The following is a 13653-nucleotide window of genomic DNA, read 5'->3' on the forward strand; positions in this document are numbered from 1 at the left end:
CAACAGAGGAGAAATCTTGATGACCGTATGGGAAAAAATGAAAGCCAGTAACTTACTGGGGGGAAAAGAAGGCGTGATCGGCCTGGCTGTATTGGCCGCTGTCATCTTCGTCGTCCTGCCATTAGGCGTGGATATTTTCCGCCTGAACCTGATTGGTAAATACCTGACTTACGCGTTTGTGGCGGTAGGTCTGGTGATGTTGTGGGGACATGGTGGTATTTTGAGCTTGGGCCAGGGTATTTTCTTTGGCCTGGGTGGGTATGCAATGGCGATGTTCCTCAAGCTCGAAGCCTCTGATCCGCTGAGTACCAAGATTCAGTCTACACCGGGGATTCCTGACTTTATGGACTGGAACCAGCTCACTGCCTTACCCTGGTTTTGGGAGCCGTTCAAAAGCTTGCCGTTCACCATCTTTGCGGTGCTGACTATCCCGGCGTTGTTCGCTTACATCATCGGTTACGCCATGTTTAAACGCCGTGTCGGCGGCGTCTACTTCTCTATCATTACCCAGGCGGTTGCCTTGATTCTGAGCATCCTGATTGTCGGCCAGCAAGGCTACACCGGCGGTGTGAACGGCATGACCGATTTACGTACCATGCTGGGCTGGGATATTCGTACAGACTCGGCCAAATATATTCTCTACTTTGTAAATGGCCTGTTGTTGTTCGGTGCGATTTTCCTCTCGAAATACATCATGAGCAGCAAGTTTGGCATGTTGTTGCTGGCCATGCGCGATAAAGAAGAGCGCGTACGTTTCTCTGGCTATGACGTCTCTAATTTTAAAATCTTTATCTTCTGCTTTGCCGCCATGTTGTCCGCCGTTGGTGGCGCGATGTTTACCTTGCAAGTCGGCTTTATGTCACCGTCTTTTGTCGGCATTGTGCCTTCGATTGAGATGGTGATTTTCTGTGCCGTGGGCGGTCGTGCTTCGCTGATTGGTGCGGTGTACGGCACCTTGCTGGTCAATTACGGTAAAACAGTCTTCTCCGAAAACTATCCTGAAATGTGGTTATACCTGATGGGTGGGTTGTTTATTGCTGTGGTGATGTTTTTCCCTAGCGGCCTGGCTGGTATCTGGGATAAATATGCGACCAAATATGGCTGGTTCAAAGACAAGGCTAAAGTAAAAAAGCCTGAGGTAAGTACTTCTGAGGGTGAAGCACCAGCAGTACTTACCGACACATCCCCTGAAACAACCCACGAATCAACCACGGCCACTGAATCTACCGATGAGGCCAGCAAAAAAGTCACGCGCAAGAAAGCGGATAAAGTATCTGCGATCGACAGCCACAAATTGAAAGGAGCAGAAGCATGAGTAATACCGACTTCGTCTTGGCAGTAGAAGATTTAACCGTCTCCTTCGATGGCTTTAAAGCGGTGGATAGCCTCACCATGTATATCGACAAAAACGAATTGCGTGTGCTGGTGGGCCCCAACGGCGCCGGTAAAACCACGGTGCTGGATCTTATCTGCGGTAAAACCAAATCCACCGCTGGCTCGATCAAGTTTAACAATACCGAGCTGACCAAACTGTCTGAGCACGAAATTGTGCGCTCTGGGGTTGGCCGCAAGTTTCAGAACCCGTCAATTTACGAAAACCTGTCTGTTTACCAAAACCTGGAGGTTTCTTACCCGAAAGGGCGTGGCGTGTTTGGCAGCCTGACGTTCAAGCGTACCCAAGAGGTAGAAGACCGGGTGCGCAAGGTCGCCGAGGACATCATGCTCACCGAGTTTTTAGACATGGAATCTGCCTTGCTCAGCCACGGCCAGAAACAATGGCTGGAAATCGGCATGTTGCTGATGCAAGAGCCTGAGCTGTTGATGCTGGATGAGCCAGTGGCCGGCATGAGTGCCAAAGAGCGCGACCAGACGGCTGACTTGCTTAACCGTATCTGCCAGAACCGCTCGGTGATTGTGATTGAGCACGATATGGAGTTCGTTAAAAAGATTGCCCACAAAGTGACAGTATTGCACCAAGGAAAAATCCTGGCTGAAGGGCCCATGGAAAAAGTGCAAGCTGACGAAAAAGTGATCGAAGTCTATCTGGGTCATTAATTGAATTGGGCCAATAAAGGAGCACAGCATGTTTGAAATTGAAAATTTGCAGGTGAGTTATGGCCAAAGCCAGGTCATTCATGGCCTGAACTTCAAAGCCAACAAAAACGAAACCCTGGCGATTATGGGCCGCAACGGCATGGGTAAAACCACCTTGTTTAAATCACTGATGGGCATTTTGCCAAGTAAAGCGACTAAAGCAACCGTCGACGGTGTTGATCTGCAGGGGGCTGCCACGCATGATAGGGTCATGAAAGGCCTGGCCTATGTGCCACAAGGGCGCTGGATTTTCCCGAATATGACAGTGCAGGAAAACATCGAAACCGGGTTGGAGAAATCCGGTTCTGGTGAAATTCCTGATGATATTTTTGCCTTGTTCCCAGTCTTGCATGAAATGCGCAAACGTAAAGGCGGCAACTTGTCCGGCGGTCAGCAACAGCAACTGGCCATTGCCCGTGCGCTGGTGACCAACCCCAAAGTATTGTTGCTAGATGAGCCGACCGAAGGCATTCAACCATCAATCATCAAAGATATTGCCAAGGTACTCAACGAAATCCGCAAAATGCGTGAAATCACCATCATTGTTTCTGAACAGGTGTTGAGCTTTACCATGGAGGTTGCCGACCGTATTATCGTCATCGACAAGGGCCGTTTTATTCATGAAGATACCCGTGATAATGTCGATGCCGCCAAGGTGAAAAGTTACCTCTCTGTTTAAGTATTTTTTAGCCACAGAGGGCACAGAGCTCACAGAGAAAATCTAATGCAGATTTGAACTCTCTGTGTCCTCTGTGCCCTCTGTGGCAAGAATTAAAAAATAATATTCTTGATTTGTCTGTGGCATGATGCGGTGATGGATGATTTGAAGCATACGGCAACTTCGCCAGCGCAAACGAAAGCAACAAAAAACTGGCAAGCGAGGTTGGAACTCGGCTTTTCCAAGCGTGACGCGCGCTCTTACCTGGCACATCGCCTGCATAAAGGGCCACTGGTGGTGCAAAAGTCATTGCATCCCGAAGGTGAGGCTATTTGCCATGCCGTGATCGTGCATCCGCCAGGCGGTGTGGCGGGCGGCGACGCCTTGCAATTGCAGGTGACGGTAGGCGCTGGCGCACAGGCCTTGTTGACAACCCCCGGCGCAGGCAAATGGTATAAGGCCAATGGCACACTGGCTTCGCAGGCGCTAACATTTACCTTAGAGGCGGGTAGTGGCCTCGAGTGGTTGCCGCAAGAAAATATATTGTTTGATGCCGCCGAAGTGCAGTTTGCGGCCGAGATTAACCTCGCCGCTGATGCAACATTGGCCGCTTGGGATATCGTCTGCCTCGGGCGCCAGGCGCAGCAAGAAACCTGGCAGACCGGCGTCTATCAGTTAAAGCAACAGATCAGGCGCGATGGTCGCCTGATCTGGAACGAGCGTGCACATATGCGCGCAGAAGATATACTCACTGCAAGTGGCGTTGGCTTGGGTGGCGCAGTGGTCTTTGGCACATTTTTAGTCTGTGCGGGCGCTGTGCCTGCAGATGTAGTACAGGCGTGCAGGGCAATCATGCCCGCTGGCGCCAAAGTTGGCATCACGGCATTGCCCGAGGTGCTTGCTATCCGCTATGTTGGGCAGGCCTCGCAGCAGGCCAGGCAATATTTTGAGCAGTGCTGGCACATTTTGCGCCCCTGGTACTCTCGTCGTGCAGCGGTCAGACCGCGCATTTGGAACACTTAACACAATCATTCTTAAAAAGACTCGGCGATGGAACTCACCCCTAGAGAAAAAGACAAGTTACTGATATTCACAGCCGCGCTGTTAGCTGAGCGGCGTAAAGCGCGTGGACTCAAACTCAATTACCCGGAAGCGATTGCTTTTATCACCGCTGCTATTATGGAAGGCGCGCGCGATGGTAATACAGTGGCAGAGCTGATGAGCTTCGGCACCACGTTATTGTCACGCGATGACGTGATGGAAGGCGTGCCGGAAATGATTCCGGATATACAGGTGGAAGCGACCTTCCCGGATGGCACTAAGCTGGTCACGGTGCACCACCCCATTCCATAGGTGTGAATGATGAAAATGGCGAATTGCGGCGTTGCGCGGTTTTTTAGTTACGGCATAACCTTAAGGTTAGCCTACACTGAAACTACGTTTTCGAAATCCTCATGTACTACATGTACATTCCGGTTTCTGCGTTCCGTGCGCCTTGCACTTCATCCATTTTGATCATTCACTGATGCATCGATAAAAGTTCAATAGGCAAAAAACATGATTCCCGGCGAAATGCAGGTCGCAGCAGGCGACATCGAGTTAAACATAGGGCGTGAAACAGTGACGCTGGACGTGGCTAACAAAGGTGACCGGCCGATTCAGGTCGGGTCGCATTACCATTTTTATGAAACCAACGATGCCTTGGCGTTTGACCGCGCGCTGGCCTATGGCTGCCGCTTGAATATTGCGGCTGGCACCGCGGTGCGTTTTGAGCCAGGGCAGACGCGCACCGTGCAACTGGTGAAACTGGCCGGGGATAAAAGAGTGTATGGCTTTGCCGGACGCGTGATGGGAGCCTTGAAATGAGCATCAAGATGGATAAACGCGCTTATGCCGAAATGTTCGGGCCAACGGTAGGCGATAAAGTACGGCTGGCGGATACCGAGTTATGGGTAGAGGTGGAACAAGACTTCACGATTTATGGTGAAGAGGTCAAATTTGGCGGTGGCAAAGTGATTCGTGACGGCATGGGGCAAGGGCAGGGCTTAGCCGCTGAAGTGGCTGATACCGTCATTACCAATGCACTGATTATTGACCACTGGGGCATTGTTAAAGCCGATATTGGCATCAAGGGTGGTTATATTTCCGCCATTGGTAAAGCAGGGAATCCTGATATTCAACCCGGCGTGACCATTGCGATTGGTGCTGGCACCGAAGTGATTGCTGGTGAAGGCATGATCATCACCGCCGGTGGCATTGATACGCATATCCACTTTATTTGCCCGCAGCAAATTGAAGAGGCTTTGATGTCTGGCGTGACCACCATGATCGGTGGCGGCACCGGGCCGGCCACGGGCACCTTTGCTACCACCTGTACACCGGGGCCCTGGCATATTCACCGCATGTTGCAGTCTGCTGATGCGTTCCCCATGAATCTGGGTTTTTTGGGTAAGGGTAATGCCAGCCTGCCAGAGCCTTTGCGTGAGCAAGTCCGCGCGGGCGTCATCGGCCTCAAGCTGCACGAAGACTGGGGCACCACGCCCGCAGCGATTGATAACTGCCTGAGCGTAGCCGACGAGATGGATGTGCAGGTGGCGATTCACTCAGATACGCTGAATGAATCCGGCTTTGTGGAAACGACCATAGGCGCGTTTAAAGGCCGCACGATACACACCTTTCATACCGAAGGCGCAGGCGGCGGTCATGCGCCGGATATTATCAAGGCGGCCAGCCAGCCCAATGTGTTGCCGTCGTCAACCAACCCGACACGGCCGTTTACCGTTAACACCATCGATGAACATCTGGATATGCTGATGGTGTGCCATCACCTAGATCCAGCCATTGCTGAAGACATTGCGTTTGCCGAAAGCCGCATTCGCCGTGAAACGATTGCCGCTGAGGATATTTTTCATGACCTCGGTGCGTTCTCGATGATGTCGTCAGATTCACAAGCCATGGGGCGTGTGGGTGAGGTAATTATTCGTACCTGGCAGACGGCGCATAAGATGAAAATCCAGCGCGGGCCGTTGGCGGAAGATGTGCCGGGCAATGACAACTTTCGCATCAAGCGCTATATCGCCAAATACACGATTAATCCGGCCATTACGCACGGCGTTTCGCATGTGGTGGGCTCAGTCGAAGTCGGTAAGCTGGCTGATCTGGTGGTGTGGAAGCCCGCCTTTTTTGGCGTAAAACCATTTACCATTATCAAAGGTGGCATGATTGCCGCCGCGGCCATGGGCGACCCAAATGCGTCTATCCCGACGCCGCAGCCTGTGCATTACCGCCCGATGTTTGGCGCTTATGGCGGTGGCTTGAAAACCGCGGTGACCTTTATTTCGCAGGCTGGGCTGGATAACCCTGAAGTACACGCATTAGGCTTGCAAAAGCCACTGGTGGCGGTGAAAGGTACACGTGACGTGAAAAAAACAGACATGGTGCACAATACCTGGATGCCCAACATTGAGGTTGACCCGGAAACCTATGAAGTGTTGGCCGATGGCATGCCGCTGGTGTGCGAGCCAGCCGAAGTACTGCCGATGGCGCAACGTTATTTTCTATTTTGATCAATGGCTATATGGGCAAATTTCTGCGTTGCGCGGTTTTTTAGTTGCGGCATAACCTTAAGGTTAGCCTACACTGAAACTGCGTTTTCGAAATCCTCATGTACTATCTGTACATTGCGGTTTCTGTGTTCCGTGCGCCTTGAACTTTATCCCGTTCGCACATTGATAGGCGATTGAAACTTTAGAATGATTCACTTAACCGAACGTATTACCGTGAGCGGCCATATTAACGACAGCCTGGAGCTGCCGTTTGATCAGCGCCAAAAAAGCCGCCTGCGCGTCATATTGGCCTCAGGCAAAGAGGCTGCGCTATTTTTAACGCGCGGCATCATTTTGCGTGGGGGCGATTTACTTAAATCAGAAGAGGGCATGGTGGTGCAGATTGTTGCCGCACAAGAGCCGGTTTACAACGTGATTGCACCAACGCCACGTGCGTTGATGTGCGCGGCTTATCACTTAGGCAACCGTCATGTGCCGTTGCAGATTGGTGATGGCTGGTTGCGCCTCGAGCAAGATTATGTGCTCAGGGATATGCTGCTGGGATTAGGCATGCAAGTGAGCGAAGTGCATGCCCCGTTTGAGCCAGAAGCAGGTGCTTACGGTGGTGGTCACAGGCATGGCCACGATGAGGATGGTTTGCAGGCGTTACGGCCACGTATCAAAGCGCGGGGCAGCGAGCATGGCTGATGCCTTGGCACTGAGCCGTTTGCTGCAACTCGCCAGCCCTATGCTGCCGGTGGGCGCCTATTGCTATTCGCAGGGGCTGGAGTGGGCGATTGACTCTGGCGAAGTGAACAATGTAGCGACTGCCCAAGCCTGGATCGGTGACAGTTTGCAGATTTATCATGCGCGTTTTGAGTTGCCTGTGCTTTATCAGCTATATCAGGCCTGGCAAATGGGCGACCTGCTGCAAGTGCAGCACTGGGATGCTTTTTATCAGGCCGGGCGTGATACGGCAGAAGGCTGGGCCGAGACGCGGCAGATGGGCTATTCGTTGCGCCGTTTGTTAAATGAATTAAAAGAGATGCCGGCGGCACTGGTGGCACAACTCAACACCTTGGATGCACCGGCTTTTCCAACCATGTATGCCGCTGTCGCCCAGCATTGGCAGATTGCTCATGAGCAAATGTTGCATGGCTACGCCTGGGGCTGGTTAGAAAACCAGGCCAGTGCTGCCATGAAAGCCGTACCGCTCGGGCAAGTGGCCGGGCAAACCATTTTGCTCGCCTTGGGCGAACAATTACCGCCGGTCATACAAGCCGCCATGCAGTTGCCGGAGGATGAAATGAGCAACTTTAATCCCTTGCTCAGCATTGCCGGATGTCAACACGAAACACAATACAGCAGGTTATTTAGATCATGAAAATACATACCCAGTTTGAGTCCCCCACGCCCGCCGTCACTGACTACAAAGAGCCATTGCGGGTGGGCATTGGTGGCCCGGTTGGCTCAGGCAAAACCGCACTGACCCTCGCGCTTTGCCAGCGCCTGCGAGAGACCTACAATATCGCGGTGGTGACCAATGATATTTACACCAAGGAAGATGCCGAGTTTTTAACGCGCAATGAAGCGCTGACGCCAGAGCGTATTATCGGTGTTGAAACCGGCGGCTGTCCGCATACCGCGATTCGTGAAGATGCGTCTATGAATCTCGAAGCGGTGGACCAGTTGAGCAAGCGCTTTAAAACGCTGGATATTGTGTTTGTTGAAAGTGGCGGTGATAACCTGGCGGCGACCTTCAGCCCGGAGTTGTCTGATTTAACGATTTATGTGATTGATGTGGCTGCCGGGGAGAAAATCCCGCGTAAAGGCGGCCCCGGCATCACCAAGTCTGATTTGCTCGTGATCAACAAGATAGACTTGGCACCCATGGTAGGCGCTTCGCTGGAGGTCATGGATCAGGATGCCAAACGCATGCGTGGCGAAAAGCCATTTGTGTTCAGCAACCTTAAAAGCGGGCAAGGGCTGGAAGACATCGTAAAGTTTATTGAGCAGCAAGGCCTGATGCTTTGAACATTGGCACTGCGCGTCCGTGGCGGCGTTGTATCGGCTTGCCGTACTAGTATGTATTGTCTGCGCCGATACGCCTCGCCACAAACGCGCATTACCAATGTTGGCCCTTAAATCAATATAGAAAATTTGGTGGGTGAACGACTTTACTCATCGTGAATGCAGTTCGTTTGGAGAAGATTGAATGAAAAAAAATATTCTGTTAGCTATTGCCACGCTGGTCGCATCCACCAGCGCGTTTGCCCATCCAGGTCACGGCCTGGAGTCTGGCTTTGCGGCAGGCTTTCTGCACCCACTCACAGGCTGGGATCACTTGCTGGTGATGTTGTCACTCGGTGTCTGGGCCGCGCGGCGTCCGCAGGGGCAGGGTTGGCAGTTGCCTGTGATGTTTGTGGTGGCGATGGCTATTGCCGCTTTCACCGCGATGAGCTGGTTATCTGCTTCACTGGCTGAGTTACTGGTCGCCGCCAGCGTATTGGTGATGGGCGGTTTGTTGTTGGCAGAGGTGGCTTTATCACGCGGTATTCAGCTCGCAGGTGTCGCGGTGATCGCCGCCGCCCATGGCTATTTGCATGGCGTTGAGTTAGGTAGTCATTGGACCGCGCTGGCTGGTATGGTACTGGCCACTGCGCTTTTGCATGGTTTGGGTTGGTGGTTGGGCCGTCAGACACAGCCTTGGGTACAGTCTGCGTCTAAGCTGTTGGGCGGCTTGATGCTGGTGTTTGGCGCCAGCTTGCTCTGGGCCTAAGCGACGCCCGCAGCCACTCACGGCCGAGGTAAACGTAAAATGCGGATAAGTTTGTTATCCGCATTTTTTATTTGTGGCATGCTTTCACATGCATTACGTCAATTAACGTAGTGATTGATTTTGTCACCTGCTCTAGCATAGCTTGGGGCGCTTATTTTCCTCTTACGGTCCCGTCTTTTTAAGGATTGTTGATTGTCACACCCGTCTGAAGTCTCACCCGTACCGCATGCCGAGCCGATACAGCGTATCGTCAAAATTCGGCGCGACTATAACAATTGGGTGGCGAATGAAACCATAGAAGATTATGCGCTGCGTTACACGCCGCGTGCGTTTCGCAAGTGGTCTATTCTGCGGGTCTCGAATACGGCCCTGGGCGCGATTTCGTTTTTGGTGCTGGAGGCGATTGGCGGCACGATTACCATTAATTATGGCTTCCCTAATGCCTTGTGGGCGATTCTGGCCGTTGGCCTGATTATCTTTTTAACCGGCTTGCCAATTAGCTACTATGCCGCCAAATATGGCCTGGACATGGATTTGCTTACCCGCGGCGCGGGCTTTGGCTATATCGGTTCGACCATTTCTTCGTTTATTTATGCCTCGTTCACGTTTATTCTGTTTTCGCTCGAAGCGGCGATTATGGGCTATGCGCTCGAGCTGTATTTTCATCTACCGTTATATCTGGGCTATCTGGTCAGTGCGTTGATTGTGATTCCGCTGGTGACGCATGGCGTGACCTTGATCAGCCGTATTCAGATGATCACGCAACCGATCTGGATTGCGCTGATGTTTTTGCCGTTTTTTGCCATTATCCAGATGGACCCGGATGTACTGCATCGCTTGAGTACGTTTGCGGGGGTCTCTACCGATGGCGGCCACTTTAACTGGGTGATGTTTGGCACGGCGACTGCTGTGGGGGTGGCGCTGATCCCGCAGATTGGCGAGCAGGTTGACTTTTTGCGCTTTATGCCCGAGCGTAACAAAGAAAATTACTGGCGCTGGAACTTAGGCGTACTGATGGCGGGCCCGGGCTGGGTGATTCTTGGCATGCTCAAAATGTTGGCGGGGGCTTTGCTGGCTTACCTGGTGTATAACCGCGATATGCCGCTTAGCTCGGCGGTGAATCCTACCCATATGTACTGGGTCGGTTTTGAGCATGTGTTTAGTAATCACCAGGTGGCGTTAGCGGTGACGGCGCTGTTTGTCTGTGTGTCGCAAATCAAGGTCAATATGACCAATGCCTATGCGGGCTCGCTGGCGTGGTCCAACTTTTTTGCCCGCCTCACGCATAGTCACCCCGGCCGCATTGTGTGGGTAGCTTTCAACGTCATGATCGCCATTGTGCTGATGGAGCTCAATGTATTTCAGGCGCTGGAAGAAATATTAGGCCTGTATGCCAATATTGCCATCGCCTGGATTGCCGCCGTGGTGGCTGACCTGGTGATTAATAAGCCGCTGGGATTAAGCCCCAAAGGCATTGAGTTCAGGCGCGCTTATTTATACGATATTAACCCGGTGGGTGTCGGCGCCATGTTTATTGCGTCGGCGATTTCGATTGCCGCTTATACCGGCATCATGGGCGTATTGGCGCAGTCGTTTTCTACTTTTATTTCGCTGTTTACCGCGTTGCTCATGTCGCCGCTGATTGCCTGGTACACCAAAGGTAAATATTACCTGGCCAGACAGCGCCCCACTTATTTGCAACCCTCGACCACCAAGCAATGTGTGATCTGTGAGCGCGAGTATGAGGTGAGTGACATGGCGCATTGTCCGGCCTATGGCGGTGCGATTTGCTCACTATGCTGCTGCCTGGATGCGCGTTGCCATGATGCCTGCAAACCCCAGGCCAGACTGAGTGCGCAATGGGAGGCACTGAATAAAAAGTTTTTGCCGCCACGGTTATGGCCGCATTTAAATGGCGGCGTGGCGCACTTTTTGTTGCTGATGGTGATCGCCATGATTTTGTTTGGCGCCACCATCGGCTTGATTTACCTGCATGATGCGCTGACGGTCGGCCGTGAATACCCCGGGCTGATGCAGCACTTTCGCTCCGGGTATTTAAAAGTGTTTGTCGCTTTGCTGTTTTTGGGCGGCATCGTCGCCTGGTGGCTGGTGCTCACCTCTGCCAGTCGCCGTGTGGCGCAAGAAGAATCTAACCGGCAAACCGGGTTGTTGCTGGAAGAAATTGAGTCACATAAAAAAACCGATACGCAGTTGCAAAAAGCGCGCAGGCTGGCAGAAGAAGCCAACCAGGCCAAGAGCCGTTATATTACCGGCATTAGCCACGAGCTACGCACGCCGCTTAATAGCATTTTGGGCTATGCGCAGTTGCTCACCAATGACGACAGTATCCCTGAGCACCGCAAGCAGGCAATTAAAACCATTAGCCGCGGCGGCGAGCATTTGTTATCGCTGATTGAAAGCACATTGGATATTGCGCGCATTGAAAGCGGCAAGATGACGTTTGATGTTAAACCGCTGCATTTTCCAGAGTTTATTAGCCAGATGGTCAGCATGTTTGAGCTGCAGGCACAAAACAAAGGCCTGGCCTTTTATTTTGAGCAGCCAGGCAATTTGCCGGAGTACGTGCGTGCCGACCATAAGCGGCTGATGCAGATTCTGGTGAATATTTTAGGCAATGCCGTCAAATTTACCACCAAGGGCAGTGTGACTTTCAAGGTGAGTTATGCGCGTGAAATTGCGCAAATTGATATTGCAGATACCGGCCCCGGCATCGCACCTAATGAAGTCGAAAAAATCTTTGAGCCGTTTGAGCGCGGCAGTGCGGCAGATGTGGTTGGCATTGGCGGCACCGGTTTAGGCTTAACCATCAGTAAATTGCTCACGCAACTGATGGGGGGCGAAATGCAGTTTGATAGCGTGCTGGGGCAAGGCACGCGGTTTGAAATTCGCCTGTTTTTACCGCAGATTCGCGAAACCGCGCATTTGTCGAAAAAAGCCGTGCGCCAGCGCATTGGTTACGAAGGTCCTGTACGCACCATATTGGTGGTTGATAATGAGGAAGTTGATCGCGAGCTGTTGCGCGATGCCTTGCAGCCACTGGGCTTTATTGTGCATGAAGCAGGCAACGGCCAGGCCTGTGTGAATCAATACCAGATGGTACATGCAGACTTGATTTTGATGGATTTAGCCATGCCGGTGATGGATGGCTGGGAGGCGGCTTATATTATTCGCCAGGTGCATCAATCCAAATTGCCAATTGCCATTATCTCGGCCAACGCCTATGACCGTAGCCTGGATAACCAGGCCAAGATTCCGGCGCAGGACTTCTTTGTCAAGCCGGTGAATCTCGACGAAGTATTGGACTGGATAGGCAATCAGCTCGGTCTGACCTGGCGCTATGCCGATAGCGCTACCGCCAAGCTTGCACCACCGCCATTGTCTGTGAGCGATGCTGATGCTATGCAACCTATTCCGGCGGCATTGCTCGAGAGCATGGGCCAGTTCGCGCGCATGGGCTACGTGAAAGGCGTGCGCGAGGTGCTGGCGACGCTGAACAGCGACTATGCGCAACATCAACCGTTCATTCACGCGTCACAACAGGCCATGGAACGCTTTGATTTTGCTAAACTGCAACGTTTGATTGAGGAGTACACCCAATGACCAGCCACAGCCATACCGTGTTAATTGTGGATGATGTGCCAGAAAATCTGGCCTATCTGCATGACGCACTGGATGAGTCCGGCTACCAGGTCTATGTCGCTAACTCGGGCGAAATGGCATTGCAAGTGGCGCACCTGATGCAGCCGCATGTGATTTTAATGGACGCCATGATGCCCGGCCTCGATGGCTTTGCCACCTGCAGGCGCATCAAAGCAGCTGCAGAAACCCAGCATATCCCGGTGATTTTTATGACAGGCCTGACCGAAATCGAGCACGTCACCATGGCGTTTGATGCCGGTGGTGTCGATTATGTGACCAAGCCGGTGCGCCCGGCAGAAGTGTTGGCACGACTAAAAGCCCATGTGCAGAATGCGACCAAAATGCATCAGGCCACCTCTGCACTGGATGCCTTTGGCCAGGCGACCATTGCCATTTTGCCCACCGATAAACGCCTGGTGTGGCAAACGCCACTGGCCAAGCAATACCTGGAACAGTATTTTGCCGAATGGGCAGCCAAAGAAGCCTATAGCGCGGTACAAACATTGCCGCCTATGATTTACCAATGGTTAGAAAGCTCTATCCAGCAGTTTTCCAGCGGGCAGTCCATGCAAACACTCAGTGTGAATCAGGGCAATGCGCGCTTGAGCCTGACGGTGGCCAATACCAGCGAAGAGCAATGGGTGGTGGTGCTACGCGAGCATTCAGACGAACTGCAAATTGAATCGCTAGGTAAAGTATTTCAATTGACCAAGCGCGAATCAGAGGTGCTGTACTGGACGGTCAAGGGCAAAACCAATAAGGATGTCGGTGAGATTTTAGGCACCAGCCCGCGTACCATTAATAAACACCTGGAGCATGTGTTCCAAAAACTGGGGGTCGAGACCAGAACGGCGGCGGCTTCACTGGTGGCGTCAAAAATCAAGTTCTAGGCAAATCCAACTTCATCTACTCAAGGA

General features: G+C 52.3%; 13 protein-coding genes. All 13 read left to right on the top strand.

The features are described 5' to 3' along the window. Nucleotides 1-19 precede the first annotated feature (19 nt). Nucleotides 20-1315, top strand: coding sequence for an urea ABC transporter permease subunit UrtC (urtC, locus tag METH5_RS0109900; protein WP_029148351.1), 1296 nt, complete (start codon nucleotides 20-22; stop codon nucleotides 1313-1315). Continuing rightward, on the top strand, nucleotides 1312-2055 hold the full coding sequence (gene urtD, locus METH5_RS0109905; protein ID WP_029148352.1) for an urea ABC transporter ATP-binding protein UrtD: 744 nt from the start codon (nucleotides 1312-1314) through the stop codon (nucleotides 2053-2055). The genes urtC and urtD overlap by 4 nt, the downstream gene beginning before the upstream one ends. Nucleotides 2056-2083: 28 nt before the next feature. Next, nucleotides 2084-2773 carry an urea ABC transporter ATP-binding subunit UrtE gene (urtE, locus tag METH5_RS0109910; RefSeq protein ID WP_029148353.1) on the top strand — a complete coding sequence of 230 codons (690 nt, stop codon included), beginning with the start codon at nucleotides 2084-2086 and terminating at the stop codon, nucleotides 2771-2773. Nucleotides 2774-2908: 135 nt separating this feature from the next. Further along, nucleotides 2909-3775 carry an urease accessory protein UreD gene (locus tag METH5_RS0109915; RefSeq protein WP_029148354.1) on the top strand — a complete coding sequence of 289 codons (867 nt, stop codon included), beginning with the start codon at nucleotides 2909-2911 and terminating at the stop codon, nucleotides 3773-3775. 27 nt (nucleotides 3776-3802) lie between these two features. After that, on the top strand, nucleotides 3803-4105 hold the full coding sequence (locus tag METH5_RS0109920; protein ID WP_029148355.1) for an urease subunit gamma: 303 nt from the start codon (nucleotides 3803-3805) through the stop codon (nucleotides 4103-4105). A gap of 204 nt (nucleotides 4106-4309) precedes the next feature. Next, on the top strand, nucleotides 4310-4618 hold the full coding sequence (locus tag METH5_RS0109925; protein ID WP_029148356.1) for an urease subunit beta: 309 nt from the start codon (nucleotides 4310-4312) through the stop codon (nucleotides 4616-4618). Then, nucleotides 4615-6318 (top strand): urease subunit alpha, encoded by a 1704-nt coding sequence (gene ureC / locus METH5_RS0109930; RefSeq protein WP_029148357.1) that lies wholly within the window; start codon nucleotides 4615-4617, stop codon nucleotides 6316-6318. The genes METH5_RS0109925 and ureC overlap by 4 nt, the downstream gene beginning before the upstream one ends. A 186-nt stretch (nucleotides 6319-6504) precedes the next feature. Further along, a complete protein-coding gene (gene ureE / locus METH5_RS0109935) occupies nucleotides 6505-7005 on the top strand; it encodes an urease accessory protein UreE (RefSeq protein ID WP_029148358.1) in 501 nt (166 codons plus the stop codon). After that, on the top strand, nucleotides 6998-7681 hold the full coding sequence (locus tag METH5_RS0109940) for an urease accessory protein UreF (RefSeq protein ID WP_029148359.1): 684 nt from the start codon (nucleotides 6998-7000) through the stop codon (nucleotides 7679-7681). Before ureE ends, METH5_RS0109940 begins: the two co-directional genes overlap by 8 nt. Beyond that, nucleotides 7678-8331: an urease accessory protein UreG gene (gene ureG / locus METH5_RS0109945; protein WP_029148360.1), complete on the top strand. Its 654-nt coding sequence runs from the start codon at nucleotides 7678-7680 to the stop codon at nucleotides 8329-8331. The genes METH5_RS0109940 and ureG overlap by 4 nt, the downstream gene beginning before the upstream one ends. Nucleotides 8332-8512: 181 nt before the next feature. Beyond that, complete coding sequence (locus METH5_RS0109950) at nucleotides 8513-9076, top strand: HupE/UreJ family protein (RefSeq protein ID WP_029148361.1); 564 nt, start codon at nucleotides 8513-8515, stop codon at nucleotides 9074-9076. Nucleotides 9077-9268: 192 nt separating this feature from the next. After that, on the top strand, nucleotides 9269-12697 hold the full coding sequence (locus METH5_RS0109955; protein ID WP_029148362.1) for an ATP-binding protein: 3429 nt from the start codon (nucleotides 9269-9271) through the stop codon (nucleotides 12695-12697). Then, a complete protein-coding gene (locus METH5_RS0109960; protein ID WP_029148363.1) occupies nucleotides 12694-13626 on the top strand; it encodes a response regulator transcription factor in 933 nt (310 codons plus the stop codon). The genes METH5_RS0109955 and METH5_RS0109960 overlap by 4 nt, the downstream gene beginning before the upstream one ends. Nucleotides 13627-13653: the final 27 nt, after the last annotated feature.

It is taken from the genome of Methylophilus sp. 5 (genome assembly GCF_000515275.1).
In the GTDB taxonomy this organism is placed as follows: Bacteria; Pseudomonadota; Gammaproteobacteria; order Burkholderiales; family Methylophilaceae; genus Methylophilus.

What these genes read in the sequence shown, in the direction of transcription:
- urtC (WP_029148351.1), top strand. Translation starts at nt 20, where the DNA reads ATGACCGTATGGGAAAAAATGAAAGCCAGTAACTTACTGGGGGGAAAA.
- urtD (WP_029148352.1), top strand. Translation starts at nt 1,312, where the DNA reads ATGAGTAATACCGACTTCGTCTTGGCAGTAGAAGATTTAACCGTCTCC.
- urtE (WP_029148353.1), top strand. Translation starts at nt 2,084, where the DNA reads ATGTTTGAAATTGAAAATTTGCAGGTGAGTTATGGCCAAAGCCAGGTC.
- METH5_RS0109915 (WP_029148354.1), top strand. Translation starts at nt 2,909, where the DNA reads ATGGATGATTTGAAGCATACGGCAACTTCGCCAGCGCAAACGAAAGCA.
- METH5_RS0109920 (WP_029148355.1), top strand. Translation starts at nt 3,803, where the DNA reads ATGGAACTCACCCCTAGAGAAAAAGACAAGTTACTGATATTCACAGCC.
- METH5_RS0109925 (WP_029148356.1), top strand. Translation starts at nt 4,310, where the DNA reads ATGATTCCCGGCGAAATGCAGGTCGCAGCAGGCGACATCGAGTTAAAC.
- ureC (WP_029148357.1), top strand. Translation starts at nt 4,615, where the DNA reads ATGAGCATCAAGATGGATAAACGCGCTTATGCCGAAATGTTCGGGCCA.
- ureE (WP_029148358.1), top strand. Translation starts at nt 6,505, where the DNA reads ATGATTCACTTAACCGAACGTATTACCGTGAGCGGCCATATTAACGAC.
- METH5_RS0109940 (WP_029148359.1), top strand. Translation starts at nt 6,998, where the DNA reads ATGGCTGATGCCTTGGCACTGAGCCGTTTGCTGCAACTCGCCAGCCCT.
- ureG (WP_029148360.1), top strand. Translation starts at nt 7,678, where the DNA reads ATGAAAATACATACCCAGTTTGAGTCCCCCACGCCCGCCGTCACTGAC.
- METH5_RS0109950 (WP_029148361.1), top strand. Translation starts at nt 8,513, where the DNA reads ATGAAAAAAAATATTCTGTTAGCTATTGCCACGCTGGTCGCATCCACC.
- METH5_RS0109960 (WP_029148363.1), top strand. Translation starts at nt 12,694, where the DNA reads ATGACCAGCCACAGCCATACCGTGTTAATTGTGGATGATGTGCCAGAA.